The organism is Streptomyces sp. NPDC041108 (assembly GCF_055592645.1).
This window is the reverse complement of the sequence record NZ_JBVIYK010000014.1, coordinates 159,313-182,640: the sequence shown is the minus strand read 5'-3', so window position 1 is coordinate 182,640 and position 23,328 is coordinate 159,313. Positions and strand designations below refer to the sequence as shown.

Genomic DNA, 23,328 nt, shown 5'->3' with positions numbered 1-23,328 from the left:
CCGCCCACCGGTCAGGGAATGCGGGCGGGAGCCACTTTGTTCATCCACGGTACAAAACAAAGGGGGGTTCCCGCCACTCCCTCGCTCATCCCGCCACGGCCTCCCACAGACTCCACACACCGAGCCCCACCATCAGCACGGCCGCGACCTGCGTGATCAACCGCAGCGGCACCCGCTTCATCAGCGCCTTGCCGCCCACGATGCCGAGTCCCGCGACGGCCCACAGGGCGAGGACCGCCCCGAGGCCGACGGACAGCGGGTCGTCGTACCGGGCCGCGAGGTTCGCCGTCATGATCTGTGTGAGGTCCCCGAACTCGGCGACCAGGATGAGCATGAAACCGGCCCCCGAGACCTTCCAGAAGCTCTGATCCTCGGGCCGCCGGACCTCCGCGTCGTCGGCCCCGTCCTTCGTCCTGAGCAGCACCACGGCGCCGCCCAGGAACAGCACACCGGTCAGCGCGTGCACGATCTGCTGCGGAAGCAGGGTCAGGACGCTGCCCGCCGCCACCGCGAGCACGACGTGCACGGCGAACGCGGCCGCGACACCGGCGAAGACGTACGAGGCGCGGTAGCGGGTGCCGAGGACGAGACCGGCGACGGCGGTCTTGTCGGGCAGTTCCGCCAGGAAGACGACGCCGAAGACGAGCGCCGTGACACTGAAACTGATCAAGGTTCCTCAGAAGGTCGGGCCACCCCACCGAGACATCACCGCTCTTGCGACACCTCGGCACGGCAGCACACGGCTCGTCCGTGCCGGACGGCACGGACGGTGCACTGCTTGCCGAAGGTCTCGCTGGCGGGTTCCGTTTCGGCGGAACCTGCCTCCGGGCGCCGGCTCAGACGAGCTGAGCAGTATGTCGACGGTCCGGCGAAGAGCTACTCCCCTTCTGCACGGCCCATGGTACGCGGGTCGCCCTCCGGGGCGGTCGCACGGGTGGCGGCCGCGGGCCCGGCGGGGCCGACCGCACAGCTCCCCGTGCCCCCCGAGAAGCAGGGGTCACATCCCAGGCCCACACGACCGTGGGCTACCCCCAGGCCCCACACGACCGCGGGCTACCCCCAGGCCCGCGGGGCCCGCCCTTCAGGGGCGCGGGGAACTGCGCGACCAGCCCGCACCGGACCCGCGGCCGAGCGGCACACCCGCCCGCCCGGAGGGCGGCGGCATCACCATCACCGTCACACCCCTTGTTCTGTCATGCCCACGTCACTAGCTTCTCACCAGACGCACATCCGCCGGTAACACGACGACGCGACCCTTCATTCGCGCGCCCCCCAACGCCCCGCCCAACACCCCCGGCCCCACAAGGAGTTCACATGCGCAGGTTCTACGCGCGTCGACGAGTCAGCATACTCGCGGCGCTCAGCGGATTGATAGCCTCCGCCGCGCTGTTCAACGCCCCCACCGCCTCCGCCGCGCTCCCGACCCCCGTCAGCGCCGCCACCGCCCGCTCCTACCTCGCCACCCTCACCGTGGCGAGCGAGGACCGCACCGGGTACGACCGGGACCTGTTCAACCACTGGATCACCATCAGCGGCACCTGCAACACCCGCGAGACCGTCCTCAAGCGCGACGGCACGAACGTCGTCACCAGCTCCGCCTGCGCCGCCACCAGCGGCAGCTGGTACTCCCCGTACGACGACGCCACCTGGACCGCCGCCTCCGACCTGGACATCGACCACCTGGTGCCGCTGGCCGAGGCATGGGACTCCGGCGCGGACGGCTGGACCAGCACCCAGCGCCAGAACTTCGCCAACGACCTGACCCGTCCGCAGCTCATCGCCGTCACGGACAACGTGAACCAGGCCAAGGGCGACCAGGACCCGGCCACCTGGATGCCGTCGCGCACCGCCTACCGCTGCACCTACGTCCGCGCCTGGGTCCAGGTGAAGTACTACTACGACCTCTCCGTCGACTCCGCCGAGAAGAGCGCCCTCACCAGCTATCTGGCGAGCTGCTGAACCGTCCGCCCGGCGAGTCGCCCGACCCGGCCGGACAATCTGGTCCGGAACCTCGCCGATCACCTCCGTCGTTCCGTACCGTACGGGGCGACGGAGGAAGGTGATCGCGATGACCGGGCTTCGCCTGGGACCCCTGCTTCGCTATGTGGACGGCTCGTCCGCGACCGTGTGGATCGAGGCGAGCCGTCCGTGCGTCGCCGAAGTGCGATGCGCCGGCGGCGGGCGCGGCGAGGCCCGCACGTTCCAGATCGCCGGGCACCACTACGCCCTGGTCCCGGTGACGGGCCTCACGCCGGGCACGGCCTCGGCGTACGAGGTCCTCCTGGACGGCGCGCCCGTGTGGCCGGAGCCCGGCTCCCCCTTCCCGCCCTCGGAGATCCGCACCCCGGCGGAGGGCGACACCGTCCGGGTCGCCTTCGGTTCCTGCCGCTGGGCCGCGCCGCCCGCCGGGGAGCCCGACCCGGTGGGTCCCGACGCGCTGGACACCCTGGCGGTCCGGCTGGCCGGCACGCCGGAGGCCGAGCGCCCCGACGTCCTCCTCCTGCTGGGCGACCAGGTCTACGCGGACGAGACCTCCAAGGCCACCCGCCGCTGGCTCGCCGCCCGCCGCGACCTGACGGAACCGCCGGGCGACCAGGTGGCGGACTACGAGGAGTACACCCACCTCTACTACGAGTCCTGGCTCGACCCCCAGATCCGCTGGCTGCTCTCCACCGTCCCCAGCTGCATGATCTTCGACGACCACGACGTCATCGACGACTGGAACACCAGCGAGTCCTGGCTCGCCGACATGCGGGCCACCCCCTGGTGGCGGGAGCGGATCCTGAGCGGCCTGATGTCGTACTGGGTCCACCAGCACCTCGGCAACCTCTCCCCCGCCGAACTGGCCGCCGACCCCCTCCACGCCGCCGTACGCGCCACCCCGGACGGTACGGACGCGCTGCGCGCCCATGCCGCCGCGGCCGACCGGGACCCCGCCTCGGTCCGCTGGAGCTACCGGCGGGACTTCGGGCGCGTCCGCGTCCTGATGCTCGACAGCCGGGCCGCCCGCGTCCTCGACGAGCGGAACCGCTCGATGCTGGACCCCGGTGAGGCGCAGTGGCTGCGCACCCAGGCGCTGGACGCGCGCGGCTCGTACGACCATCTGCTCATCGGCACCTCCCTGCCCTGGCTCCTGCCCCACCTCGTGCACGACGCCGAGTCGTGGAGCGCGGCGCTGTGCCGGGGCGAGCGCGGGGAGCGCTGGGCGCGGTTCGGGGAGAAGCTGCGCCGGGGCGCCGATCTGGAGCACTGGGCGGCCTTCCCCTCCTCCTTCGAGGATCTGACCCGGCTGATCGCCGAGGCCGGTTCGGGGGCCGACGCCCCGGCGACGGTGCTGGTGCTCTCCGGGGACGTGCACCACGCGTACGTCGCCGAACCGTCGTGGCCGAAGGACGCGCGCGACGGGGACCCGGGGCGCCCGCCGGTCCCCGACGCGCGCGTCCTCCAGCTCACTTGTTCCCCCGTGCACAACTCCATCCCGCTCTCGATAAGGCTCGGTTTCCGCTTCGGCTGGAGCGGGACGGGGCGGGCGCTCGGCCGGTGGTTCGGGCGGCACGGGCGGGGTGCGCGGCCGTCGATCGACTGGCGCCGGACGGACGGCCCCTGGTTCGGCAACCACCTCATGACCCTGACGCTGCGCGGCCGTTCGGCACGGCTGCGGCTCGACCGCGCGCGGGCCGGGCGGGACGGCGAGGCACGGCTGGAAACGGGATCGGATTCCGCTCTCACCCCTTAGGCCCTTCTGGTTCTCCCATCCACAAAATCCACCGATTGCGGGCGGTTGTCGCCCCTGTGGTCCGAGATGCTCGTGAGGCATCCCACACCTGGCGTGCCCGAGGGGTCAGGAGCCCTGTTCCCGCGCCGTCCGGCGGCATGATGAGGCGGACCGTCCGCTTCCCGGCGGGCGGTCCGCCGCGCCGCGCCGCACCAATGCGCCCCACACGCACGGGAGTTGCCCCTTGCCGGACATTCCAGGTTTCCCAGGGACCAGTGACATCGGCATCGCTCTCGTCGGCGCCGGCCCGCGCGGCACCAGCGTCCTGGAACGCCTCTGCGCCTCCGCCCCCGAACTGCTCGGCCCCGGTGCCCGGCTGACCGTGCACGTCGTCGACCCCGCGCCGCCGGGCCCCGGCCAGGTCTGGCGCACCGCCCAGTCCCCCCACCTGCTGATGAACACGGTGGCCTCCCAGGTCACCCTCTTCACCGACGACAGCGTGGACTGTTCGGGCCCGATACGGCCGGGCCCGAGCCTGTACGAGTGGGCCACCGGCCGGGAGGGGGAGCCGGGCGCGCCGGCCGCGCCGGGAGCGCCCCGCGACGGGAGCGCATTGGGCCCCGACGACTATCCGACCCGGGCCCGGTACGGGCGTTATCTGGAGTGGGTCTTCGCCGAGGTGGTGCGTGGCGCGCCGCCCGGGATCCGGGTCGAGGTGCACCGCACCCGCGCGGTGGGCCTCGACGACGACCCCGAGGACGCGAGCGGCGGACAGCGGCTCACGCTCGCCACCGGCCGTGTGCTCACCGGCCTCGCCGCGGTGGTCCTCACCCAGGGCCATCTGCCCACCGTCCCGGACCGGACGGAACGGGACATGACCGGGTACGCCGCCCGCCACGGCCTGCGCCACTTCGCGCCCGCCAATCCGGCCGACCTCGACCTCTCCCCCGTCGCCCCCGGCGAGCCTGTCCTCCTGCGCGGCCTCGGCCTCAACTTCTTCGACCACATGGCCCTGTTGACGACCGGTCGGGGCGGCCGCTTCGTCCACGACCCCGGAAGCGGGGGCCTGCGGTACGTCCCCTCCGGCCGGGAGCCCCGGCTGTACGCCGGTTCCCGGCGCGGTGTCCCGTACCAGGCACGCGGGGACAACGCCAAGGGCCCCTACGGCCGCCACACCCCGCTCGTCCTGACGCCGGAGGTCGTCGCGTCGTTCCGCAAGCGCGCGGACTCCGGCGAGGCGCCCGACTTCCTGACGGAGATATGGCCGTTGGTGGCGAAGGAAGTCGAGACGGTCTACTACGAGGGGCTGTTGAGGGCACCGGACCGGCGGCCGGCGGCCGGGCCCGCACCGGGCCCGGTGCCGACGGCGGGCCCGGTTCCGGCAGCCGGGCCGGTCCCGGCGGCGAGCGGCGGGCCCGGACTCGGCTCACCCTCGTACAGCCCGCCCCCTCTCCCCTTCCGTGACCGGTTCCTCGCCGCACCCCACCGGTCCGCCCAGGAGGCGGCCGTCCTGGACGAGTTCGGGGTCGCGGAGGCGGACCGATGGTCGTGGGAGCGGATCTCGCGGCCGTATACGGGACGGGAGTTCGCGGATACGGCGCAGTGGCGGCGGTGGCTGCTGGAGTATCTGCACGAGGACGCGGCGCGGGCCGCCGCCGGTAACGTCGACGGACCGGTGAAGGCGGCCCTGGACGTCCTGCGGGACCTGCGCAACGAACTGCGGCTGATCGTCGACCACGGCGGACTGACGGGAGTGTCGCGCCGCGACCATCTGGACCGCTGGTACACGCCGTTGAACGCCTTTCTGTCGATCGGCCCGCCCCGCAGCCGTGTCGAGGAGATGTCCGCGCTGATCGAGGCGGGCGTGCTGACCGTGCTCGGCCCCCGGCTCGACGTGCGGCCGCGGGACGGGGCCTGGCTGGCCCTCTCCCCCGACGTGCCGGGGTCGGCGGTCCGGGTGACGACGGTCGTCGAGGCCCGGCTCCCCGAGGCGGATCTGCGCAGGACCGCCGACGAACTGCTCACCGGACTGCTCGCGAGCGGAGCTTGCCGCCCGCACCGGACGGACGGGTACGAGACGGGCGGACTGGACGTGACACCTCGCCCCTATCACCTGATAGACCGTCAAGGTTGCGCGCACGCACGGAGGTTCGCGTTCGGTGTGCCCACGGAGGGCGTGCACTGGGTGACGGCCGCGGGCGCCCGGCCAGGCGTTGATTCGGTCACACTTTCGGACGCGGATGCCGTGGCGCGAGCGGCTCTACGTGCGGCGACACCTCGCAGAACGGCCGACGGACCGGTTCAGAGCTGGCCAGATGTTGAACTTGCAAGCATCGAGCGGCCCTGCCTACCGTGGGTGACTCACCGGTAAGAACCGTCCCCACTGGTCCCACAAGGACCGGGTCACTACCGAAGGAGTCCCCCACATGACCGGACGCCTCAACAGCGCCCAGCCATATGCCCTCGGACTGTTCCGCATCGTCATCGGCCTGCTCTTCGCCTGCCACGGGGCCAAGACCCTGTTCGGCGTCCTGGGCGGCATGGACGGGCAGGGCGCCACCGCCGCCGCGGGCACCTGGCCGGGCTGGTACGCAGCCGTCATCCAACTCGTCGGCGGCACACTGGTCCTGCTCGGCCTGGGCACCCGCGGTGCGGCGTTCATCGCCTCGGGCTCCATGGCCTACGCGTACTTCAAGGTCCACCAGCCGCAGGCCCTGTGGCCGGTGGAGAACGGCGGCGAGGCCGCGACGCTCTTCTGCTGGGCCATGCTGCTCCTGGTCTTCACCGGCTCCGGCGCGCTCGGCCTCGACCAGCTCCTCGCCCGGCGCCAGCGCACGTCCGCAGGCGAGACCAGCTCGGGCAAGGCCCCCGTGGCCGCCTGATCCACCCGGTCACCACGGGCACGACGGGCCGCCGGAGGGTGCCACTCGCCCCCGGCGGCCCCACCCGCCCTCTCCCGGCACACCACCCGAACCGACACGGCGTGACAGACACATGAGCCCCAGCGGTCCTTCTGTGGTACCCGGGGCGTACGCTGTTCGGCTGTCACGGGTTACGTGACGCCGGGGGAAAACAGGAGAGTGCGCGGTGCTGGAGAGTCTGGGCTGGCTGGCCGTCGGCCCATGGATCTATGCCGTCGTGGGCATGTCCATCGTGCTGGACGTGTTCCTCCCCGTCCTGCCGAGCGGTGTGCTGGTCGTCGCGGTGGCCACGGCCGCCGCGGCCGAGACGGCGGCGGGCGCGATGGCCCGCGAGGTCCCCGACATCCTGGTGCTGATGCTCTCGGCGGCGACCGCGTCCGTGCTCGGCGACCTGGTGGCCTACCGGCTCGCCTGGCGGGGCAGCGCCTGGCTCGACCGCGCCGTGGCCCGTTCCCGACGCCTGACCACGGCGCAGGAACGTCTCGGCGCCGCGCTCGCCCGGGGCGGCGGCCTGCTGGTCGTCGTCGCCCGGTTCGCCCCGGCCGGCCGTTCCGTCGTCTCTCTCGGCGCCGGCGCCGCCCGTCGTCGCGTCCGTGACTTCCTGCCCTGGTCCGCCGTCGCCGGTCTCGCCTGGGCCGCCTACAGCGTCGCACTGGGCTGGCTCGGCGCGCAGTGGCTCGGCGCGACCTGGATCGCGACGGCGGTGTCCCTGGCGGCCCTCTTCGGCGCGGGAGCCGCGGCGGCGTACTTCATGCGCCACCCACGCGCCACGGACTGACGCCCGACCGCCGGCGGGCGCGGAGTGAGGGACTACCCGGCCCGGCGCGGAGCGCCCCGTACCTCCAGGCCGTCCAGCAGCTCCGCCGTGGCCGCCGCGATCGCCTCCACCGCGTGGTCGAAGACCTCGCGGTTGTGGGCGGCGGGCGCACGGAAGCCGGAGACCTTGCGGACGTACTGCAGGGCGGCGGCACGGATGTCGTCCTCGGTGGCCTCTTCGGGCAGGACGGGCGGTCGAAGGGTCTTGATGCTGCGGCACATGCACCCAGTCTCGCGCCTACGACCGCACAACCCCAGGCCCGCCGCCCAGGTCACCGCCACTCCCCAGCATTCCCTTGGGCATCGGCAAGCTGCTCCGAGGATTGACTCCGCCCTCGACGCCTTGTGATCATCGCCGGGCCCGCTGCGACCACCCGGCAGAAACGAGGGGACCATGACGAACGAACGGCTCACGGTGGCGGTACTGGGCCCCGGCGGCGTCGGCGGCCTGCTCGCCGCCCTGCTGGCCCGCGCCGGGAACCGGGTGATCTGTCTGGCCGGGGAGGCCACCGCGCAGGTCCTGGAGCGGGACGGCATCGAGGTCAGGAGCGCCCGCTTCGGCGAGTTCACCGCCCGCGTGGAGACCGCGACGGAACTCGCCGAACCCGTCGACGCGGCCCTGATCGCGGTGAAACACACCACCCTGACGACCGCCCTGCGCCGGCTCCCGGCACCCGCCCTGGGCCCGGACGCCCTGGTCGTCCCGTTCCTGAACGGCGTCGAGCACCCGGCGCTCCTGCGTGCCCACTACGACGACGCCGTCCCCGTCGCCCCCGCCACCATCCGCGTCGAGTCCACCCGCGTCGCCCCGGGCGTCATCGAACACGGCAGCCCCTTCGCGGAGGTCGACCTGACCGGCGACACGGTCTCCCCCGGCCGCCTCAACTCCCTTGCCGGAGCCCTGGAATGGTCCGGCGTGAGCGCCCGTGTCCTGGCGGACGAGACGGCGGTGCTGTGGGCGAAGATGTCGTTCCTGGCCCCGTTCGCCCTGCTGACGACCCGCCACGGTCTGCCCCTGGGCGAGATCCGCGCGCACCACCGCGCGCGACTGACCGCACTGGTGGAGGAGACGGCGGCGGTGGCCACGGCGGCCGGTGCCCCCGTGGACCCGGCCGAGGTCCTCGGCCGCTACGACGCCTTCCCGCCCGCCACCAAGTCCTCCATGCAGCGCGACGCCGAGGCCGGCCGCCCCCTCGAACTGGACGCGATCGGCGGCGCGCTGCTCCGCGCGGCCGAGCGCCACGGCGTCCCCGTACCCGTGGCGGCCGAGGTGGTGGCGGACCTGCGGGCGGCGGGTCACTGAACCACGGCCGCCCCGGAACCACGCCCGTCCCGCCGGGGCCCGGGCTGCTGGACGCCCCGCACGCCGCCGCCCACCCGCACCGCGTGCCGGGCCACCGTGTCGGCGAAGGCGCGGGCCGGAGGAGACAGCGCCTCCCAGCGCCGGACGGCCCATCCGACGGTGAGCGGCGGCAGGTCTGGGACCGGGACGAAGCGCAGCCCGGGGTGACCGGGGCCCGTCCAGCCCGGGAGCGCGGGGACCACGGCGGGCCCGACCCCGAGTTCGGCGAGGAGGATCGCGGTGTCCCAGTCGGCGACACCGGCGCCGGAGGTGCTGACGGAGATGCCCAACTCCTGGTAGGCGGCGCCGAGATGGGCGTAGGAGGTGGAGTTCTCCGGCAGTCCGATGAGCCGCATCCCGTCCAGGTCCGCGCCCTCGACCCGCTCCCGTCCGGCGAGTTCGTCGCCGGCGCGCACCGCGAGCACCCAGGGCAGCTCCGCCACGGCCCGCTGCTCGATGCCGCGCACGGCGGGTCCGAGGGTCAGCCAGGACAGGTCGAGGTCCCGTGCCGGGTCGGCCAGCGCGTCGCGGCACCCTGCGCTGGACCGTACGGTCTGGAACTCCAGGCCCACGTCCGGGTAGGCGCGCCGAAAGTCGACGATGCCCTGGGCCATGAAGTGGCGCACGGTCGTGCCGCCGGTGGCGATCCGTACGACACCGCCGTCGCCCCGCACCATTTCGGCCAGCCGGCGCAGCGCGAGGTCGAGGCCGGTGATGCCCTCGGCCGCCGCCTCCTGGAGCACCCGTCCGGCCCGGGTGGGCACGACCCCGCGGGCCTGCCGTTCCACGAGCCCGACGCCGGTCTCGCGCTCCAGCCGCCGTACGTGCTGACTCACCGCCGACTGGGTGCAGCCCAGGTCACGGGCGACCGCGCTGAGGCTTCCGGCCCGGCAGACGGCCACGAAGACGCGCAGATCGTCGAGGGTCACACGGGCACCGTACCCAAGGTTGAGCTTGGGTACGAAGCCGGTCCCGGAGGTTCGGCTTCACCGCGCCACCCGTACACATGAAGCCGGGCCCGAAGTGCCAGAAGGAACTCGCATCCCAAAATCGAACAGGCGTAGCATTGCCGCGTGGCTAAGACCTATGACTTCCCCAGCGACCTCCTCGCCGGTCAGGAGGAGCTGCATCAGGTCCGGGCCGAGCTCCTGGCACTGCTGAAGCGGCTGCCCTGGTCGGTCGAACCCCTGGACGGTTTCAGTGACGACAACGGCTGGCGGAAGATCGAGCGTCCCGCCTCACCGGGCTGGACTCCCGACGAACAGGCCGAGGTGGAGAAGCTCCGCGAGCGCGAGCGCGAACTCGCGGTCTTCGTGAGCTGCCACCGCTTCTGGGCGGAGGTCGCCACGGAGGAGAAGGTCGACGCCCGGACCCGGCTGAAGCACACCCGCGAGTCCTGAACACGACGAAGACCCCGGCCGGTCGGCCGGGGTCTTCGTCATCCTCTGGTGGGCACGGACGGTTTCGAACCGCCGACATCCTGCTTGTAAGGCAGGCGCTCTACCCCTGAGCTACGCGCCCGAGTACGAGTCGACAGCCTACATCGCGCGAGGCAGTGCCCCGCAAACCGATTGCCGGGGGTTATCCCCACCCTTGTTCCGGGAGCGGCCCGGATCCCCCTGAAGACGCCCGCTCCGTACGGTCGGAGGACAACGGAGGTCCGGAACCCCAGGGGGAGATCGTCATGACACGCTCGGCGCGCACGGCTCGTACGGATCGCAGCTCACGCAGGGGCGCGGTGGCCGTCGCCGGCCTCGCCGTCGCGCTCATGGCGTCCGTCGCCGCGTGCGGGGCCGACGCCGGGGAGGACAGGGACCCCGAGCACCGCAGCTTCGCCCTGGAGGGCAGGACGCTCACGGTCGACTCGGACGACTCCGCGCTCGAACTGGTCCCGGCGGACGGGGACGAGGTCGAGGTGACCCGGTGGTTCGAGGGCCGGGTCATGGTCGGCGGAAAGCCGCGGGTGACCTGGGCGATGAAGGACGACCGGCTGAAGCTGCGGCTGGAGTGCTCGGGCATGGTCGCCGACTGCTCGGCCAAGCACCGCATCGAGGTGCCGCGCGGGGTCGCCGTCACCGTGACCAGCGACGACGGCAGCGTGACCGCCGAGGGCTTCGCGGAGCCGCTGGAGGTCCGGTCGGCCGACGGCGGTGTGCGGGTGAACGACTCCACCGGGCCGCTGGATCTGCACACCGACGACGGTTCGGTGCGCGCGCTCGGGATCGGGTCACGGAGCGTCAAAGTGAGCACGAACGACGGTTCCGTCGCGCTCGAACTCGGCGTCGTACCGGACCTGGTGGAGTCCCGCAGCGACGACGGCTCGATCAGCATCGGGCTGCCGCGCGAGGCGTCGTACCGGGTGGAGACCGGCAGCGAGGACGGATCCGTGGAGGTGTCGGTGCCCCGCGACCGGGACAGCTCCCACGTGGTGAGCGCCCACACCCAGGACGGCTCGGTGAAGGTGCGCCACACGGACTGAACAGGGCCCGGGAAGCCCGAACCGATCGCCCCGTGTTTTCGTCCTCGACGGGTGGGAGAATGGCACCGGTCAGGGTGGATGACAGCACGGGAGAGGGAAGTGACGGCGACACCTGCAGAGCCGTACACGCCGATGGTGCCGAGCGCACAACAACCCCACAGCCGTGCACCACGACCGGCCGGAGCGCTCTCGGCCGGCCGGGACGCGCTCGCCCTGCTCGCACTCCCCCTCCTCGCCGTGCTCGTGCTGCCCGGCGCCTTCGCCGGAGGGGGTACCCGGCGCTGGTTCGGGGGGCGCGCCGAGGGACAGCGGGCCGAGGCCCAGGCGGCGAAGGACGCGGCGGCGGCCGCGTTCTACGAGCTGGACACCGCCCAGCGCGACCTGCGGATCTCGATAGAGACGATCACGGCGGTGGACGAATCGCCCGCCGCCCGCCGGGCGGTGGACGGCTTCGAGGCGCTGGGGCGGCGTATCAACGAGGTCAGCCAGCAGTACATCAACGCCGTGGACGCCCACGACCTGGACCGGGACGACCTGGAGGCCGCCGTCGCCGCCCGTGCCCGGGCCGAGCTGACCGCCGCCAAGGACGAGCTGGGGCGGGTCAAGCAGGAGCTGGACCGGTTCGCCCAGGGGCTCGGGCCGCTGCTCGGCACGGCCGAGACCCAGCTGGCCCGGCTGGTCCCGGCGGTGGAGCGCGCCCGGCAGGGCCTGCTCGCCGCTTCCGACGCCCTGGACGCCGTACGGGCCTCGGAGCTGAAGGCGGACGACCTCGCCGCCCGGCTGGCGGCGCTCGCCCCGGAGCTGACCAAGCTCAACCAGGGCGCTGGGCAGCACGGCGTGCGGGAGACGCTGGAGCGGGCCGACCGGGTGGTGCGCGAGGCGGAGGCCGTGCGGGCGGAGGCCGAGCGGCTGCCGGAGAGGGCCGCCGAGATCGATCACCGGCTGGTGTCGCTGCGTACCCGCGCGGAGGCGCTGGGCACCCGGGCGGAGCAGGTGCCGCAGGTGCTGAGCGAGCTGCGGCGGCGGTTCGTGGCGGCCTGCTGGCAGGACCTTCAGCAGGTGCCGGACCAGGCCGCCCGGGACGTCGAGCAGGCCCAGCTGAAGCTGCGCGAGGCGCGGGCCGCGCGGGACGCCCAGCGCTGGCCGGACGCGACCTCGCTGCTGTCGACGGTACGGGCGCTGCTGAACCACACCGACGAGGCCGTCTCGGCGGCCGGTGACCGACTGCGGCGTCTGAACGCGGTGCAGAAGGACTCCCAGCAGGAGATCGACCGGACCCGGTTCGCGATCCGGGACGCCCAACGGCTCGCCATGACCGGCCGCTCCACCCCGGACCCGCGTCACGCCCGCCCCCTGGACGACTCCGTGGGCCGGCTGGACCGCGCGATCGCCTCCCTGGAGGGCCGCCACCCCGACTACTGGCACTTCCTGACCGAGACCGAGGCCGTACGGCAGAACGTGGCCCGGGTCGTCGACCAGATCCGCAAGGAGCGCGGCGCGGGCGCGGGCTGAGGCGTCCGGCCCCTCCCCGGGGCCGAGGTTGCCCGGCGCCCTCGCGCGACGGATGCTGAAGGGGTACGCAGGCCACCGCTCACACCGGATGGGAGGCGGACATGGCCACGCACGCCACGCACACGCTGCGTCCGAAGGGCCGGCACGCGGGTCCCCGTCGGCGGATCACCATCGACGAGCATCTGCCCGTCGACCACCGGCTCAGCAGGGTCTACCGGTTCGGGGCGGGCCTGATGGGTCTGTTCCTGCTCGTCTTCGGCATTCTCGGCCTCATCGACAAGGTGGGCTGGTTCGACACGCGCGGCGACCAGGTCGTGGGTCTGAGCACCAACGGCACGCTGAGTGTGCTGTCGATCGCCGTGGGGCTGCTGCTGCTCGTCGGCATGGTGATCGGCGGCAACTTCGCCTCCACGCTGAACATGATCCTGGGCGTGCTGTTCATCCTGAGCGGCTTCGCGAACCTGGCCCTGCTGGACACCGGTTCCAACTTCCTGGCGTTCCGCATCCAGAACGTCCTGTTCAGCTTTGTCGTCGGCGTCCTGCTGATGACGTTCGGGATGTACGGCAGGGTCGGTTCGGCGCTGCCGCACGACAGCCCGTACTGGCGGGCCCGCCATCCGGAGGAGTCGGAGCGCGAGATGCGGCGCAAGGCCGGCGTGGGGATGGCGAAGCTGGAACGCGCCGACGCCCTCCCCGGGTCCGGGCCGGGATCCGGGTCGGGATCCGCGTCGGACGGGAAGGGCGCCGGCTGACACCTGCGAAGGCCCGGGGGCCGTGGATCAGGTGCGGTACGCGTAGTAGTACGAGTTCGGGTACGAGGCGATGATGCTCTGCACCGAACGCCGGTAGGTGTCCGCGTCGTGGTACGTCAGGTACGGGACACCGCTGGCGCTGCGGTAGGTCGTCATCATGGAGTGGTCCTTGTCGCCATCCCGGTTGAAGTCGACCTGCAGCACGTCGCCGACGTCCATCTGGTAGACGTTCGCCAGCGGGGTGGTGCGCTTGGCGGTCTGGGTGAACCAGGACCACTCGTTGACGCCGATCCACGCGTCGGCCGTACCGTTCGAGGCGTAGTACCAGGTGTCGTACTCCTCCGGCGTGACCGTGGAGATCTGCTTCCAGCCGCCCGCCAGGAGGCCCTGGCTGAGGTAGTTGGTGCAGTCGCCGCCGAGCGAGTTGTACTTGCGGTACGCCGGGTTGTAGCTCTTCCAGTACTTCTCGGTGTACGCGGCCATCGCCGTGTAGTTGTACTTGCCGCCGTTGATCGTCTTCGGCGCGGCGGCGGCGGGCCAGCTGGTGGCCGCCTTCGGCGCCTGGTGGACGGCCATCGGAGTACGGCTCAGCTTGGCGTCGGCCGCCGGGACCACCGGGTCGTTGATGCGCGAGGCGCCGCCGTCGGTGGAGCGCATGGCGGTCAGTTGCCACGTGCCACCGGCCTGGGCGGTGAAGGTCAGCTCGTGGTGCGCGTCGAAGCCCGTGGAGGTGGGTTCGTCGCCGCGTATCTTCTTGTACTTGAGGCTGGTGGTCTCGGTGATCTTGACCGTGGCCTTCTTGCCCTTGAGCTTGGCGCTGTCGACGCTGACCTTGGTGTCGGCCGAGCTGTAGGCCTCACCGAGGGCGGCGAGACGGGCCTTGGTGCCCTTCAGGGCGGACAGCTTGCCGTCCTCGGCCTTCTTCTGACCGGACGACAGCGACACACCGCCGGTGGGCTTCAGCGACTTGCGGGCGGCCTTGCTGCCGAGCAGCACGGCCGTACGGTCCGTCAGCACGTTGTCCGCGACACGGCCGAAGGCGTCCTTGGTCGCCTTGGTGACCTTGGGCGTCGACGCGGCGGCGTTCGCGGCGGCGACGGGCAGCAGCGCGGAGGCCACCACGGCTGCCGCGAGGGTCGAGCCTGCGAGGCTCAACGTCCTTCTTCTCACTGGGAATCTCCTTGACCCCGAGTTGGTCGTACCCGGGAACGAATCTTTACATGACCTCCTCAAGCGAAGTGAGGCCAGGGGGTGTAACAAGTGCGCAACATGGGTATCTGTGGGGCTATTTCACGACCGAGGCCCAGTCGGCCGGTGCCTGTGCGGGGTCGAGTCCGCGCAGGTTCGCCAGGGTCTGCGGCGACTGGACGTCCATCCAGTCGGCCAGTTCGTCGAAGGACACGCACTTGACGTCCTTCTTCACGCACACGTTCTTGATGACCTCGTCGACGGCATTCATGTAGATGCCGCCGTTCCACTGCTCGAAGTGGTTGCCGATGAGCAGGGGTGCCCGGCTGCCGTAGTAGACGCGGTTGAAGCCGGCCATGTAGGTGTCGATGGTCTTCTGCTGCCACGTCGGGTACATGGCGGGGTCGCCCTCGGTGGAACCGCCCGACTGGTTGTGGAGGAAGTTGAAGTCCATCGACAGCGCCTGGTACTCGTCGCCGTACGGGAGCAGCTGCAGCGGGAAGTCCCAGATGCCGTTCTTCTTGCTGGGCCAGACCTGGTAGGCGCCCGGGGAGCTGGCGTCGTAGCGGTAGCCGAAGTCCTTGACGGCCTTCAGCAGGTTGTCCTGGCCCTCCAGACAGGGGGCCCGGCCGCCCTTGACGGCGTCGACGGAGAAGGGCAGCGGCGCGAGGTCACTGTCTCCGGTGTTCGTCTTCCAGTTGGCGAGGAAGTCGTTGAACTCCTTGATCTCCTGCTTCCACTCCGCGACGCTCCAGTCGCCGCCGCCCTTCGGACCACAGAAGTGTCCGTTGAAGTGGGTGCCTATCTCGTTGCCCTCCTTCCATGCCTTGCCCAGCTCGTCCAGCGTCGTGCGGATGTGCTCGTCGGTGGGGTAGCTGATCGCGGCGGCGCCCTTGTCGTGCCGGGGCGGGTCGTAGAGGTCCCGCTTCGCCTTGGGCAGCAGGTAGATGCCGGTCAGGAAGAACGTCATGTGGGCGTCGTACCGCTTCGCCATCTGCCGGTAGTGGTCGAAGAGGTTGTCGTCGCCCGCGAGCGCGCCGTCCCAGGAGAAGACGACGAACTGCGGGGGCTTCTCACCCTTCTTCAGCGGTACGGCCTTCAGCCGCCCCTTCTGCGGGCCGGTGTAGGAGGTCGAGCCGTCCCCGATGACCTTGGTCTTGCCGTCCCACACGGGCTGCTTCCTCGCGGACCCCTTGGTGCTCCCGCTGCCGGCCGAGGAGGCCGTCGGCGCGGTGCCGCCCGTGCGGTTGAGCACCATGTACCCGCCGACGAGCGAGGCGACCACGAGGAGCGCGGCCAGGGTCAGGAACTGCGGACGCGTGGTACGGCGGCGCTGCGGGCGCGCCTTGCGACGGTGGCCCTTGTGCGGCTTGCTGCCAGAGGTCATGTGCGGCTCATTCTGCGAGGGTGGCGGGTGCGGTTGCTCATCGGTGATCAGCCGATACTCATCGCACGGGACCAGATGTCGTAGGGGACGCCGGCATTGGGTGTTCCGGCGATCCCGCCGAGCCGCAGCGGCTCCAGGCTCTTGGTGAGGTCGATGCGGTAGACGACGACGGCGGTCGACACGTTCTCGGCCGTACCGACGTACCAGGCGGCCTTGTCGTCCTGGGTCGTCCCGCCCTTGGCGGCCACCTCGTAGGACGCGGCGCCGGGCGCGGTGGGGTGGGCCGTGCGGAAGGCGTCCGTGAGCGCCGAGGTGACCTGGGCGGCCACGTCGGCGCCCACCGCGCGCTCGGGCCTGGGGGTGTTCAGGGGGACCCGGTACCCGTTGTGGGTCATCTTGCGCACGGAGTACGGCTCGGTGTGCTTGCCCTGGGCGGCGAAGGTGCTGTAGCCGCTGGCCATGCGGATCGCGCTGGGCGTGGCGCTGCCCACGGACAGCGCGGGCACCTGGGCCCCGAAGCTGGAGGGCAGGAATCCGGCAGCCTCGGCGGTCCTGCGCACCTTGGCCAGCCCGGTGTCCATGCCGAGCTGCATGAAGGGTGTGTTCACCGATCCGGCGAGGGCGTTGTGCAGGCTGATCGGGCCCCAGGACTTCTTGCCGTCGTTGTGGGCGGAGACCCGGTCGCCGTCCCGGTCCCAGTACGGCCCCTCGGGGGTCGTCACCGGGACGCCGTCGTTGCCGTCGTAGACCGACTGCGGGGTGACAGGTGTAGCCGCGCCGCCGCGCTCCTTGACGACCCCGTGTTCCAGACCGGCGGCGTAGACGAACGGCAGGAAGGCCGAGCCGGACGGGACGGTGGTCGCGTTCGACTCGTTGTAGCCCTGTCTGCGGTGGTCGGGGCCGCCGTAGACGGCCAGGATCCGCCCCTCGGCGTCGACCGAGGAGGCGCCGAAGTGGGCGGCCTTCGCCTTCTTCGGGTACTTCTTGGTCACGCCCTTGCGCGCCTTCGTGACGGCGTCGGTCAGCTCGGTCTGCCGGTCCTTGTCGAAGGTCGTGTAGATCTGGTAGCCGCCCCGGTCGAACTCCTTGGCGGTGATGTTCGCGGCCTTCTTCGCGTACTGGGAGGCCAGCTCCACCAGGTAGTCGCTCTGCTTTCCGGTGTCGTACTGGTTGGACGGGTCGAGCGGCTGGGGGAACTTCGTGTACTTGGCGCGCTCGGCCTCGGACAGCTTCCCGATGGCCACCATCCGGTCCAGGGTCCAGTCCCAGCGATCGACCGTCCGCGCGCGGTTGGCCTTGCTGAGGGAGGGGTCGTAGAGGCCGGCGCCCTTGAGGAGGGAGGCGAGGACGGCGGCCTCGCTGACGTTCAGCTCGCTGACGTCCTTGCCGTAGTACGCCTGGGACGCGCGCTGGATGCCGTAGGTGCCGCGGCCGAACCAGCTGGTGTTGAGGTAGCCCTCCAGGATCTCGTCCTTGCTCATCTGGTTGTCGAGCTTGAGGGCGATCATCGCCTCGTCGAACTTGCGGCCGAGCGAGCGGTCCTGGGTCAGGTAGACGTTCTTGACGTACTGCTGGGTGATCGTCGAGCCGCCCTGGGTGTCGCCCTCGCCCACGGTGCGGACCAGGGCGCGGGTGATGCCGCTGAAGGATATGCCGGGGTCGGAGTAGAAGCTCGAGTTCTCCGCCGCGAGCACCGCCCAGCGCACGTCCTCCGGGACGTCCTTCAGCGGCATCGCCTGCCGCCGCACCCAGCCGGTACGGGCCATGGGGGTGCCGTCGGACCAGAAGTACACGTTGTCCTGCTGGGTGGCGAAGGTGTTGAGGTCGGCGGGTATGTCCGTGGCGGCGTAGGCGACGGTGAGGAACATGCCGCTGGCGCCCACGGCCAGACCGGCGGCGCCCAGCGACTGGCGCCAGGACGGCACCCAGCGGCGCCAGTCCGTCCGGCCCGGGCGGGGGTACTGCGGACGCATCCGGCTGACGAAAGGCGCGAAAGGGGCCAGCCGCGCCCCCGCGACGGCGGTGAACCTGGCCAGAACGGACGGCCTCGGCGCCTTGCGCCGGCCTCGTCCGCCCGGTTTCGGCTGTGCCTGCGGGAGGTCGAACGAACCCGGCTCGGGCAGCCGCAGCTGCATGGTCTCGTCCGGCGGGGCAGGGGGGAGCTTCAGCTGCATGGTGAGGTCGGACTCCCGGACCTCCTGCGTCCGCCCCTCTCCCTGGGCACGCCGACGGCGTGCGCGGTCCTCGCCCTCGGAGCCGGCCGGGTTGCCCTGGCTAGTCAAGGCGGACCCCCTCGTACGGGCGGCCCGGGCGATGCGCGACAACTATTCGGCGGTGCGCGGCAACCTTTCGCCCACGCACGGCAACTGTTCGACCAGGAGACGTGGCTCCCGATCGGCAAAGGACAGCAGTCATGACTGTCCCCCCTCCCCACTTGGCATCGCCCGTGTGGCAGGTCACAGCCGCAACTCGCGCGGCCATGAGCCCCCTCTTCCCCCGGCCTTCCGGCCTCCACACGGCGACCACAAATTATCAGTCACTTTCACAACTGCTTCTGTCAGTGGCGTGAAAATCTGGCCAGTGTGACCGACCAGCCATTTTGCAGGACCCTTGCCGCCGCGCGGACGGCGGTTAGCCTGGGCCCATGCCTCGCTACGAATACCGCTGCCGGACCTGCGGCGACACCTTCGAACTGAGCCGCCCGATGGCCGAGTCGTCCGCCCCCGCGGACTGCCCCGGCGGCCACTCCGACACGGTCAAACTCCTGTCGACGGTCGCCGTCGGAGGTTCGGCCGCCGCGTCCGCACCCGCGCCCCGGGCGGGCGGTGGTGGCGGTGGATGCTGCGGCGGCGGATGCTGCGCTTGATCAACACACTCCGATCAACGGTCACCGCCCCGGGAGCGTTCACCGGACCCCTGCGGCAGGGGTCCGTTTAAGCATACTTTCAGCCAGGCCGCCGGGCTCTCACCGCCCCCTCAGGCTCTCTTCAGCTTCGCTCACCTAGCGTGCCCCCATGACAGCCATGCAAGAGGAGTCGATGAGCGGCGCGCCCCTGTGGATCATCGGTCTGATGGATCTGCTGGGCGCGCCGGGCGCGGGCATCGCCGTCGCGCTGGAGAACCTCTTCCCGCCGATCCCCAGCGAGGTCATCCTCCCCCTCGCCGGGTTCGCCGCGAGCACCGGGCAGATCAGCCTCGTGGCCGCCCTGCTGTGGACCACCGCGGGTTCCGTCGTGGGCGCCCTCGCCCTCTACGGCGTCGGCGCCCTCCTCGGCCGCGACCGCACGGTCGCCCTCGCCGCCAGGCTGCCCCTCGTCAAGGTCTCGGACATCGACAGGACGGAGGCGTGGTTCCTCCGGCACGGCACCAAGGCGATCTTCTTCGGCCGTATGATCCCCGTCTTCCGCAGCCTGATCTCGGTACCGGCCGGCGTGGAACGCATGCCCCTGCCCGTCTTCACCCTGCTCACCACCCTGGGCAGCGCCCTGTGGAACACGGCCTTCGTCCTGGCCGGCTACTTCCTCGGAGCGAACTGGACCGAGGTGACGGCGATCGCCTCGACGTACTCGAAGATCGTGCTGGCAGGGGCGGCCGTGGCGGTGCTGACCTTCGCACTGGCCCGCTTCCTGAAGAGGGGCAGGCGCAGCCGCCCCTCAGGGGCGCGGGGAACTGCGCGACAAGCCACGAACGGCCCACAGCCCGCCGATCACAGCACCCCCGCCCCTTGATCGGAACCGGAGAAAACCTCACCGCTCCCGCGACGCCCGCAGGAACTCCCGAAGAATCCGCTCCCCGGCCAGCACCCCCCGCTCGGGCAACGCGGTCACCCCGGGTCCCATGAACCCCTCGTCCGCCAGCTCCCCGTGACCGGGCCGCCAGGCCCGGTCCGCCGCGAGCAGCAGATCCGCGTCGAGCAGCGAGTCACCCGCGGCCAGCGTCAGCTCCACCCCCGTGCGCCGCGCGACCTCCCGCATCGCCGCCGACTTGGTGAGCGGCTTCGGCACGGCGTAGATCTTGCGTCCCTGGAGGGACACGGTCCACCCCCGGTTCTCGGCCCAGACCGCGAGATCCTTCACCCATTCCTCGGGCAGCAGCTCACGCTCGACGACGAGGTAGACGAACAGGTCCTCCGCGACCCGGTGCTTGCGTACCCACGCCGGGTCCGCCGTGGCCTCCAGATGGGCCCGCACCTCGCCGAGCGGCGCGCACTCGTCCGCGAGCCGGGCGGTGACCCGCTCGTGCCAGGCGACGTCCGTGACACCGTCCACGAGGAGGTGCCCGCCGTTGGCGCAGATCGCATAGGCCGGTTCCGGCCCCGGCAGGTTGATCCGCTGGTACTGCTTGCGGGTCCGGGTCGTGGTCGGCACGAACACCGCCGCGTCCCCCAGCTCGGCGAGCAGCCCCGCGGCCGTCTCCGTCATGTACGACAGCGGCCTGCTCTCGTGCACCTCGACGGTGAGCAGCCGGGGCGCCCGCGGGTCCGGCATGGTCAGCGCGAGCGCGGCGGCCGAGTAGATGAGCGTACGGTCGAGATCGCTCGCGACGAGAACGCGGGGACCGGGCATCAGACCGTCACCGCCCTGCCGTCGGCGCCGGTCGCGCCCCGCGTGTACTGCGGGTGGATCAACCCCACGCACGTGTACGGCAGTTCGGCCACCTCTTCCACCGGTACCCCTCTCTGTTCGGCGAGCAGACGTACGTGGTCGAGGTCCGCGCCCGCCCCGGCCCGCGCGAGGATCTTCCACGGTACCCGGCGCAGCAGCACCCGAGTGGTCTCGCCGACGCCGGGCTTGACCAGGTTCACGTCGTGGATGCCGTACTCCTCGCTGATGCGCTCGACGGCCGCCCAGCCCTCCCAGGTGGGCGTGCGGTCGCCGGCGAGCAGCTCCTCGACCCGGGCGTCCACGGTGGCCGTGACGTCCTCGAAGCGGTCGGAGACGGCGTCCAGGAAGGCCACCGACACATCGGCGCCGGCCAGCTCCCGGTAGAACTTGGCCCCGTGGAAGTCGTCGGGCCCGACGAGGTCCGCGCGCAGCACGGTCCGCGATATCAGCCCGGAGACGGTGGAGTTGAGGCAGGCGGACGGGATGAGGAAGTCCTCCCGCGTGCCGTACGTCCGCACGCACGAGCCCGGGTCGGCGAGCACGGCGATCTCCGGGTCGAAGCCGGTGATGCCGTCGGTCTTCTCGAACTCCAGCAGTGCGGCGGCGAGTTCACGGGTGATCGCGCCCTTGCCGGTCCAGCCGTCGACGAACACGACGTCGGCGGGGTCGTGGCGGGCCGCCAGCCAGCGCAGCGCGTTGGCGTCGATGCCGCGTCCGCGCACGATGGACACGGCGTAGTGCGGCACGTCGATGCCGTGCCGGTACCGCGCCCACCGCCGCATCAGCACGCCGACCGGCGTCCCGGCCCGGGCCAGCGACACCAGCACGGGCCGCGCGGACCGCTCGGCCAGCACGGACTCGGTCACCACGCCCACGGCCGCCGCGATGCGTTCGGCGGAGGTTTCGAGGGCGCTGTGGAAGAGGGCCTGGTACTGGTCGCTCGGCTGGTACTCGACCGGCAGGGACTCCGCGTAGTGGGCGCCCCCGCTCTGGATCGCCTCCTCCCGCTCCTCGGTGGGCGCCTCCAGCGTCACGTCCGAGAGGTCTCTCAGCAGCCAGCCCACCTCGTCGGCCGCGTAGGAGGAGAAGTCGGGACCACGCAGGGGGTCGGGGAGCATGGAGGGCCTTTCGGTGAGGTGCGGGTCGGGGGGCGTCGGCGCCGGACGTTCGGCGGTGCGGACGGCCGGGGTGGGTGCCCCGCCGGACGGTGTGGACTCGAAGGCCCCGGACGCACGTTCCCCGGCGCCCGGACGGAGCCGTGCGTCGCGGCTGCGCGAGGCCGGCGGGACGTACGACGGCACCACGGCGAGCAGCACGGCGGGGGTATGGGCGGCGAGGGTGGCCGGCAGGCCGTCGGCGGCGTGCAGGGCGGGCGTGTCGGCCACCGAGTCGACGACGGCGACCACGGCGTCGAAGCCGCCGCCGGCCACGTTGTAGGCGTACCGCTCCCCCGGCCCGTCCGCGGGGTCGTCGTGGGCGGGGAAGACGATGCGGCTGCGTATCGCGTAGCCCGGGTCGTCGACGGCGAGGACGGGTGACCGCGTGGTGGTGGAGAACCGGACCTCCACCCCGTTCCCCCGCACCAGGCGTTCCAGTTCGCGGGCCAGCGCCAGCGGCGCGTACATCAGCTCCTCGAAGCCGAGCACGAGCACCCGCCGGGCCGCCGGCGGCAGGGCCTCGGCGAGGCGTGCGGCCATGTCGGGCAGCGCGCGCTCCAGGCGGGCGCGGTGCGCCGGGGTGAAGCCGTGCCGGCCACCGTCGGGGACACCTTCGGGCCACCCCAGCGCGATCCGGGTGACCCGAGAGGCGCCGCCCGTCCCGGCCGGCGCGGGGGACGCGGGGGACGCGGTCTCGTACCGCGCGACCAGCGCCTGCCCCTTCTCCAGGACGCCGTCCGGCAGCCGCACCGTCCCCTTCGCCGCGGTCACCAGGTCCACCCGCGCCCCGATCTCCCGGGCGAACTCGGTCAGCCGCCCCTGGTCGGCGGCCGAGCGCATGTCGACCAAGGCCACGACGACGTACCGCTCGCGGGGATAGCGGTCGTGCAGCGCGCGGATGGTGTTGAGGACCGTGTTGCCGGTGGAGAACTCGTCGTCGACGAGCACCAGCGGCCCCCGCCCCGCGAGCAGGGTGGGGTCCTCCGGCAGCAGCAGGTGCGAGGTCGCGTGGGAGTGGGACTCCTCGAAGCCGCCCGCCCGGTGGACGCCCTCGACGGGGCGGCGGGTGGAGTGGAGGTAGGGCGCCTCGCCCAGCCCGTCCGCGACCGAGTGCCCGAGCCCGGTGGCGGTCTCGGCGTACCCGAGGACGACCGCGGTCCGCGTCCCGGCCTCCCCCAGCAGTTCCCGCACCCGGCGGCCCAGCGCGAACCCGTGCCCGTGGACGACGGCCGGCGACTGCGGCACATGCTTGCCGAGCACGTTCGACACCAGCAGATGCGCCCGCTTGGGGTTGCGTCGCAGCGCCAGGCCCAGCAGGTCGCTCAGCTCCTCGTCCCCGACCAGTTCGACCCCGAGCCGCGCACGGACCCAGGCCCCGGACCAGATCTCGCCGGACGGGCCGGGCGTACCTGTCGTGTCGTTCGCTGCGTTGATCATCTGTTCCTCAGTCGTGGC

At 72.0% G+C, this 23,328-nt stretch carries 20 protein-coding genes and 1 tRNA gene; 12 read left to right on the top strand and 9 right to left on the bottom strand.

Annotation, left to right across the window (positions count from 1 at the left end; genetic code table 11):
• Window positions 1–85 precede the first annotated feature (85 nt).
• Entirely contained in the window at window positions 86–670 is a 585-nt protein-coding gene (locus tag ACZ6BB_RS32425; RefSeq protein ID WP_471618674.1) for a TMEM165/GDT1 family protein, read from the bottom strand.
• Between the two features lie 644 nt (window positions 671–1,314).
• On the opposite strand from ACZ6BB_RS32425, the gene ACZ6BB_RS32420 reads away from it, so the two are divergent.
• The 5 genes from ACZ6BB_RS32420 (at window position 1,315) to ACZ6BB_RS32400 (ending at window position 7,414) form a co-directional block, all read left to right on the top strand.
• Window positions 1,315–1,959 (top strand): HNH endonuclease family protein, encoded by a 645-nt coding sequence (locus ACZ6BB_RS32420; RefSeq protein WP_471618673.1) that lies wholly within the window; start codon window positions 1,315–1,317, stop codon window positions 1,957–1,959.
• Window positions 1,960–2,068: 109 nt separating this feature from the next.
• Window positions 2,069–3,736 (top strand): alkaline phosphatase D family protein, encoded by a 1,668-nt coding sequence (locus ACZ6BB_RS32415; RefSeq protein ID WP_471618672.1) that lies wholly within the window; start codon window positions 2,069–2,071, stop codon window positions 3,734–3,736.
• A gap of 223 nt (window positions 3,737–3,959) precedes the next feature.
• On the top strand, window positions 3,960–6,086 hold the full coding sequence (locus ACZ6BB_RS32410; protein WP_471618671.1) for an FAD/NAD(P)-binding protein: 2,127 nt from the start codon (window positions 3,960–3,962) through the stop codon (window positions 6,084–6,086).
• Window positions 6,087–6,141: 55 nt separating this feature from the next.
• On the top strand, window positions 6,142–6,597 hold the full coding sequence (locus tag ACZ6BB_RS32405; protein WP_471618670.1) for a DoxX family protein: 456 nt from the start codon (window positions 6,142–6,144) through the stop codon (window positions 6,595–6,597).
• A gap of 205 nt (window positions 6,598–6,802) precedes the next feature.
• Window positions 6,803–7,414 carry a DedA family protein gene (locus tag ACZ6BB_RS32400; protein WP_471618669.1) on the top strand — a complete coding sequence of 204 codons (612 nt, stop codon included), beginning with the start codon at window positions 6,803–6,805 and terminating at the stop codon, window positions 7,412–7,414.
• A gap of 32 nt (window positions 7,415–7,446) precedes the next feature.
• On the opposite strand, the gene ACZ6BB_RS32395 is transcribed toward ACZ6BB_RS32400, so the two are convergent.
• Window positions 7,447–7,674 (bottom strand): DUF2277 domain-containing protein, encoded by a 228-nt coding sequence (locus tag ACZ6BB_RS32395; RefSeq protein ID WP_275458773.1) that lies wholly within the window; start codon window positions 7,672–7,674, stop codon window positions 7,447–7,449.
• Between the two features lie 172 nt (window positions 7,675–7,846).
• Between ACZ6BB_RS32395 and ACZ6BB_RS32390 the strand changes: the two genes are divergently transcribed.
• Entirely contained in the window at window positions 7,847–8,755 is a 909-nt protein-coding gene (locus tag ACZ6BB_RS32390) for a ketopantoate reductase family protein (RefSeq protein ID WP_471618668.1), read from the top strand.
• Here the strand turns inward: ACZ6BB_RS32390 and ACZ6BB_RS32385 are convergent.
• Window positions 8,749–9,723 (bottom strand): LysR family transcriptional regulator, encoded by a 975-nt coding sequence (locus ACZ6BB_RS32385; RefSeq protein WP_471618667.1) that lies wholly within the window; start codon window positions 9,721–9,723, stop codon window positions 8,749–8,751. The two genes, ACZ6BB_RS32390 and ACZ6BB_RS32385, sit on opposite strands and share 7 nt — an antisense overlap.
• Window positions 9,724–9,867: 144 nt before the next feature.
• On the opposite strand from ACZ6BB_RS32385, the gene ACZ6BB_RS32380 reads away from it, so the two are divergent.
• Window positions 9,868–10,194, top strand: coding sequence for a hypothetical protein (locus ACZ6BB_RS32380; RefSeq protein ID WP_013004011.1), 327 nt, complete (start codon window positions 9,868–9,870; stop codon window positions 10,192–10,194).
• Between the two features lie 46 nt (window positions 10,195–10,240).
• On the opposite strand, the gene ACZ6BB_RS32375 is transcribed toward ACZ6BB_RS32380, so the two are convergent.
• Window positions 10,241–10,315 (bottom strand) — tRNA-Val (locus ACZ6BB_RS32375).
• A gap of 163 nt (window positions 10,316–10,478) precedes the next feature.
• Between ACZ6BB_RS32375 and ACZ6BB_RS32370 the strand changes: the two genes are divergently transcribed.
• The 3 genes from ACZ6BB_RS32370 to ACZ6BB_RS32360 all read left to right on the top strand — a co-directional run bounded on the left by ACZ6BB_RS32370 (window position 10,479) and on the right by ACZ6BB_RS32360 (window position 13,537).
• A complete protein-coding gene (locus ACZ6BB_RS32370; RefSeq protein ID WP_471618666.1) occupies window positions 10,479–11,273 on the top strand; it encodes a DUF4097 family beta strand repeat-containing protein in 795 nt (264 codons plus the stop codon).
• A 99-nt stretch (window positions 11,274–11,372) separates the two neighbouring features.
• Window positions 11,373–12,785, top strand: coding sequence for a hypothetical protein (locus ACZ6BB_RS32365; protein WP_471618665.1), 1,413 nt, complete (start codon window positions 11,373–11,375; stop codon window positions 12,783–12,785).
• Between the two features lie 101 nt (window positions 12,786–12,886).
• Complete coding sequence (locus tag ACZ6BB_RS32360; protein WP_471618664.1) at window positions 12,887–13,537, top strand: DUF4383 domain-containing protein; 651 nt, start codon at window positions 12,887–12,889, stop codon at window positions 13,535–13,537.
• A gap of 27 nt (window positions 13,538–13,564) precedes the next feature.
• Here ACZ6BB_RS32360 and ACZ6BB_RS32355 read toward each other — a convergent pair whose 3' ends face one another.
• The 3 genes from ACZ6BB_RS32355 to ACZ6BB_RS32345 all read right to left on the bottom strand — a co-directional run bounded on the left by ACZ6BB_RS32355 (window position 13,565) and on the right by ACZ6BB_RS32345 (window position 18,286).
• On the bottom strand, window positions 13,565–14,707 hold the full coding sequence (locus tag ACZ6BB_RS32355) for an amidase domain-containing protein (RefSeq protein ID WP_471618663.1): 1,143 nt from the start codon (window positions 14,705–14,707) through the stop codon (window positions 13,565–13,567).
• Window positions 14,708–14,822: 115 nt separating this feature from the next.
• On the bottom strand, window positions 14,823–16,112 hold the full coding sequence (locus ACZ6BB_RS32350) for a polysaccharide deacetylase family protein (protein WP_471618662.1): 1,290 nt from the start codon (window positions 16,110–16,112) through the stop codon (window positions 14,823–14,825).
• Window positions 16,113–16,159: 47 nt separating this feature from the next.
• Complete coding sequence (locus ACZ6BB_RS32345) at window positions 16,160–18,286, bottom strand: transglycosylase domain-containing protein (RefSeq protein WP_471618698.1); 2,127 nt, start codon at window positions 18,284–18,286, stop codon at window positions 16,160–16,162.
• A gap of 470 nt (window positions 18,287–18,756) precedes the next feature.
• On the opposite strand from ACZ6BB_RS32345, the gene ACZ6BB_RS32340 reads away from it, so the two are divergent.
• Both ACZ6BB_RS32340 and ACZ6BB_RS32335 read left to right on the top strand, forming a co-directional pair.
• The gene (locus tag ACZ6BB_RS32340) at window positions 18,757–18,978 is read left to right on the top strand and encodes an FmdB family zinc ribbon protein (protein WP_471618661.1); all 222 of its coding nucleotides are present in this window, start codon (window positions 18,757–18,759) and stop codon (window positions 18,976–18,978) included.
• 157 nt (window positions 18,979–19,135) lie between these two features.
• Window positions 19,136–19,840 carry a DedA family protein gene (locus ACZ6BB_RS32335; RefSeq protein WP_471618697.1) on the top strand — a complete coding sequence of 235 codons (705 nt, stop codon included), beginning with the start codon at window positions 19,136–19,138 and terminating at the stop codon, window positions 19,838–19,840.
• Window positions 19,841–19,858: 18 nt separating this feature from the next.
• Here the strand turns inward: ACZ6BB_RS32335 and ACZ6BB_RS32330 are convergent, their stop codons facing one another.
• Complete coding sequence (locus tag ACZ6BB_RS32330; RefSeq protein WP_471618660.1) at window positions 19,859–20,677, bottom strand: HAD family hydrolase; 819 nt, start codon at window positions 20,675–20,677, stop codon at window positions 19,859–19,861.
• Complete coding sequence (locus tag ACZ6BB_RS32325) at window positions 20,677–23,310, bottom strand: phosphoribosyltransferase (protein WP_471618659.1); 2,634 nt, start codon at window positions 23,308–23,310, stop codon at window positions 20,677–20,679. Before ACZ6BB_RS32325 ends, ACZ6BB_RS32330 begins: the two co-directional genes overlap by 1 nt.
• Between the last annotated feature and the right edge of the window lie 18 nt (window positions 23,311–23,328).

Excerpts from the sequence above, each read along its gene's own strand:
- ACZ6BB_RS32420 (WP_471618673.1), top strand. The coding sequence starts at position 1,315 with ATGCGCAGGTTCTACGCGCGTCGACGAGTCAGCATACTCGCGGCGCTC.
- ACZ6BB_RS32415 (WP_471618672.1), top strand. The coding sequence starts at position 2,069 with ATGACCGGGCTTCGCCTGGGACCCCTGCTTCGCTATGTGGACGGCTCG.
- ACZ6BB_RS32405 (WP_471618670.1), top strand. The coding sequence starts at position 6,142 with ATGACCGGACGCCTCAACAGCGCCCAGCCATATGCCCTCGGACTGTTC.
- ACZ6BB_RS32395 (WP_275458773.1), bottom strand. The coding sequence starts at position 7,674 with ATGTGCCGCAGCATCAAGACCCTTCGACCGCCCGTCCTGCCCGAAGAG.
- ACZ6BB_RS32390 (WP_471618668.1), top strand. The coding sequence starts at position 7,847 with ATGACGAACGAACGGCTCACGGTGGCGGTACTGGGCCCCGGCGGCGTC.
- ACZ6BB_RS32370 (WP_471618666.1), top strand. The coding sequence starts at position 10,479 with ATGACACGCTCGGCGCGCACGGCTCGTACGGATCGCAGCTCACGCAGG.
- ACZ6BB_RS32360 (WP_471618664.1), top strand. The coding sequence starts at position 12,887 with ATGGCCACGCACGCCACGCACACGCTGCGTCCGAAGGGCCGGCACGCG.
- ACZ6BB_RS32350 (WP_471618662.1), bottom strand. The coding sequence starts at position 16,112 with ATGACCTCTGGCAGCAAGCCGCACAAGGGCCACCGTCGCAAGGCGCGC.
- ACZ6BB_RS32345 (WP_471618698.1), bottom strand. The coding sequence starts at position 18,286 with ATGCAGCTGAAGCTCCCCCCTGCCCCGCCGGACGAGACCATGCAGCTG.
- ACZ6BB_RS32340 (WP_471618661.1), top strand. The coding sequence starts at position 18,757 with ATGCCTCGCTACGAATACCGCTGCCGGACCTGCGGCGACACCTTCGAA.
- ACZ6BB_RS32335 (WP_471618697.1), top strand. The coding sequence starts at position 19,136 with ATGCAAGAGGAGTCGATGAGCGGCGCGCCCCTGTGGATCATCGGTCTG.
- ACZ6BB_RS32330 (WP_471618660.1), bottom strand. The coding sequence starts at position 20,677 with ATGCCCGGTCCCCGCGTTCTCGTCGCGAGCGATCTCGACCGTACGCTC.
- ACZ6BB_RS32325 (WP_471618659.1), bottom strand. The coding sequence starts at position 23,310 with ATGATCAACGCAGCGAACGACACGACAGGTACGCCCGGCCCGTCCGGC.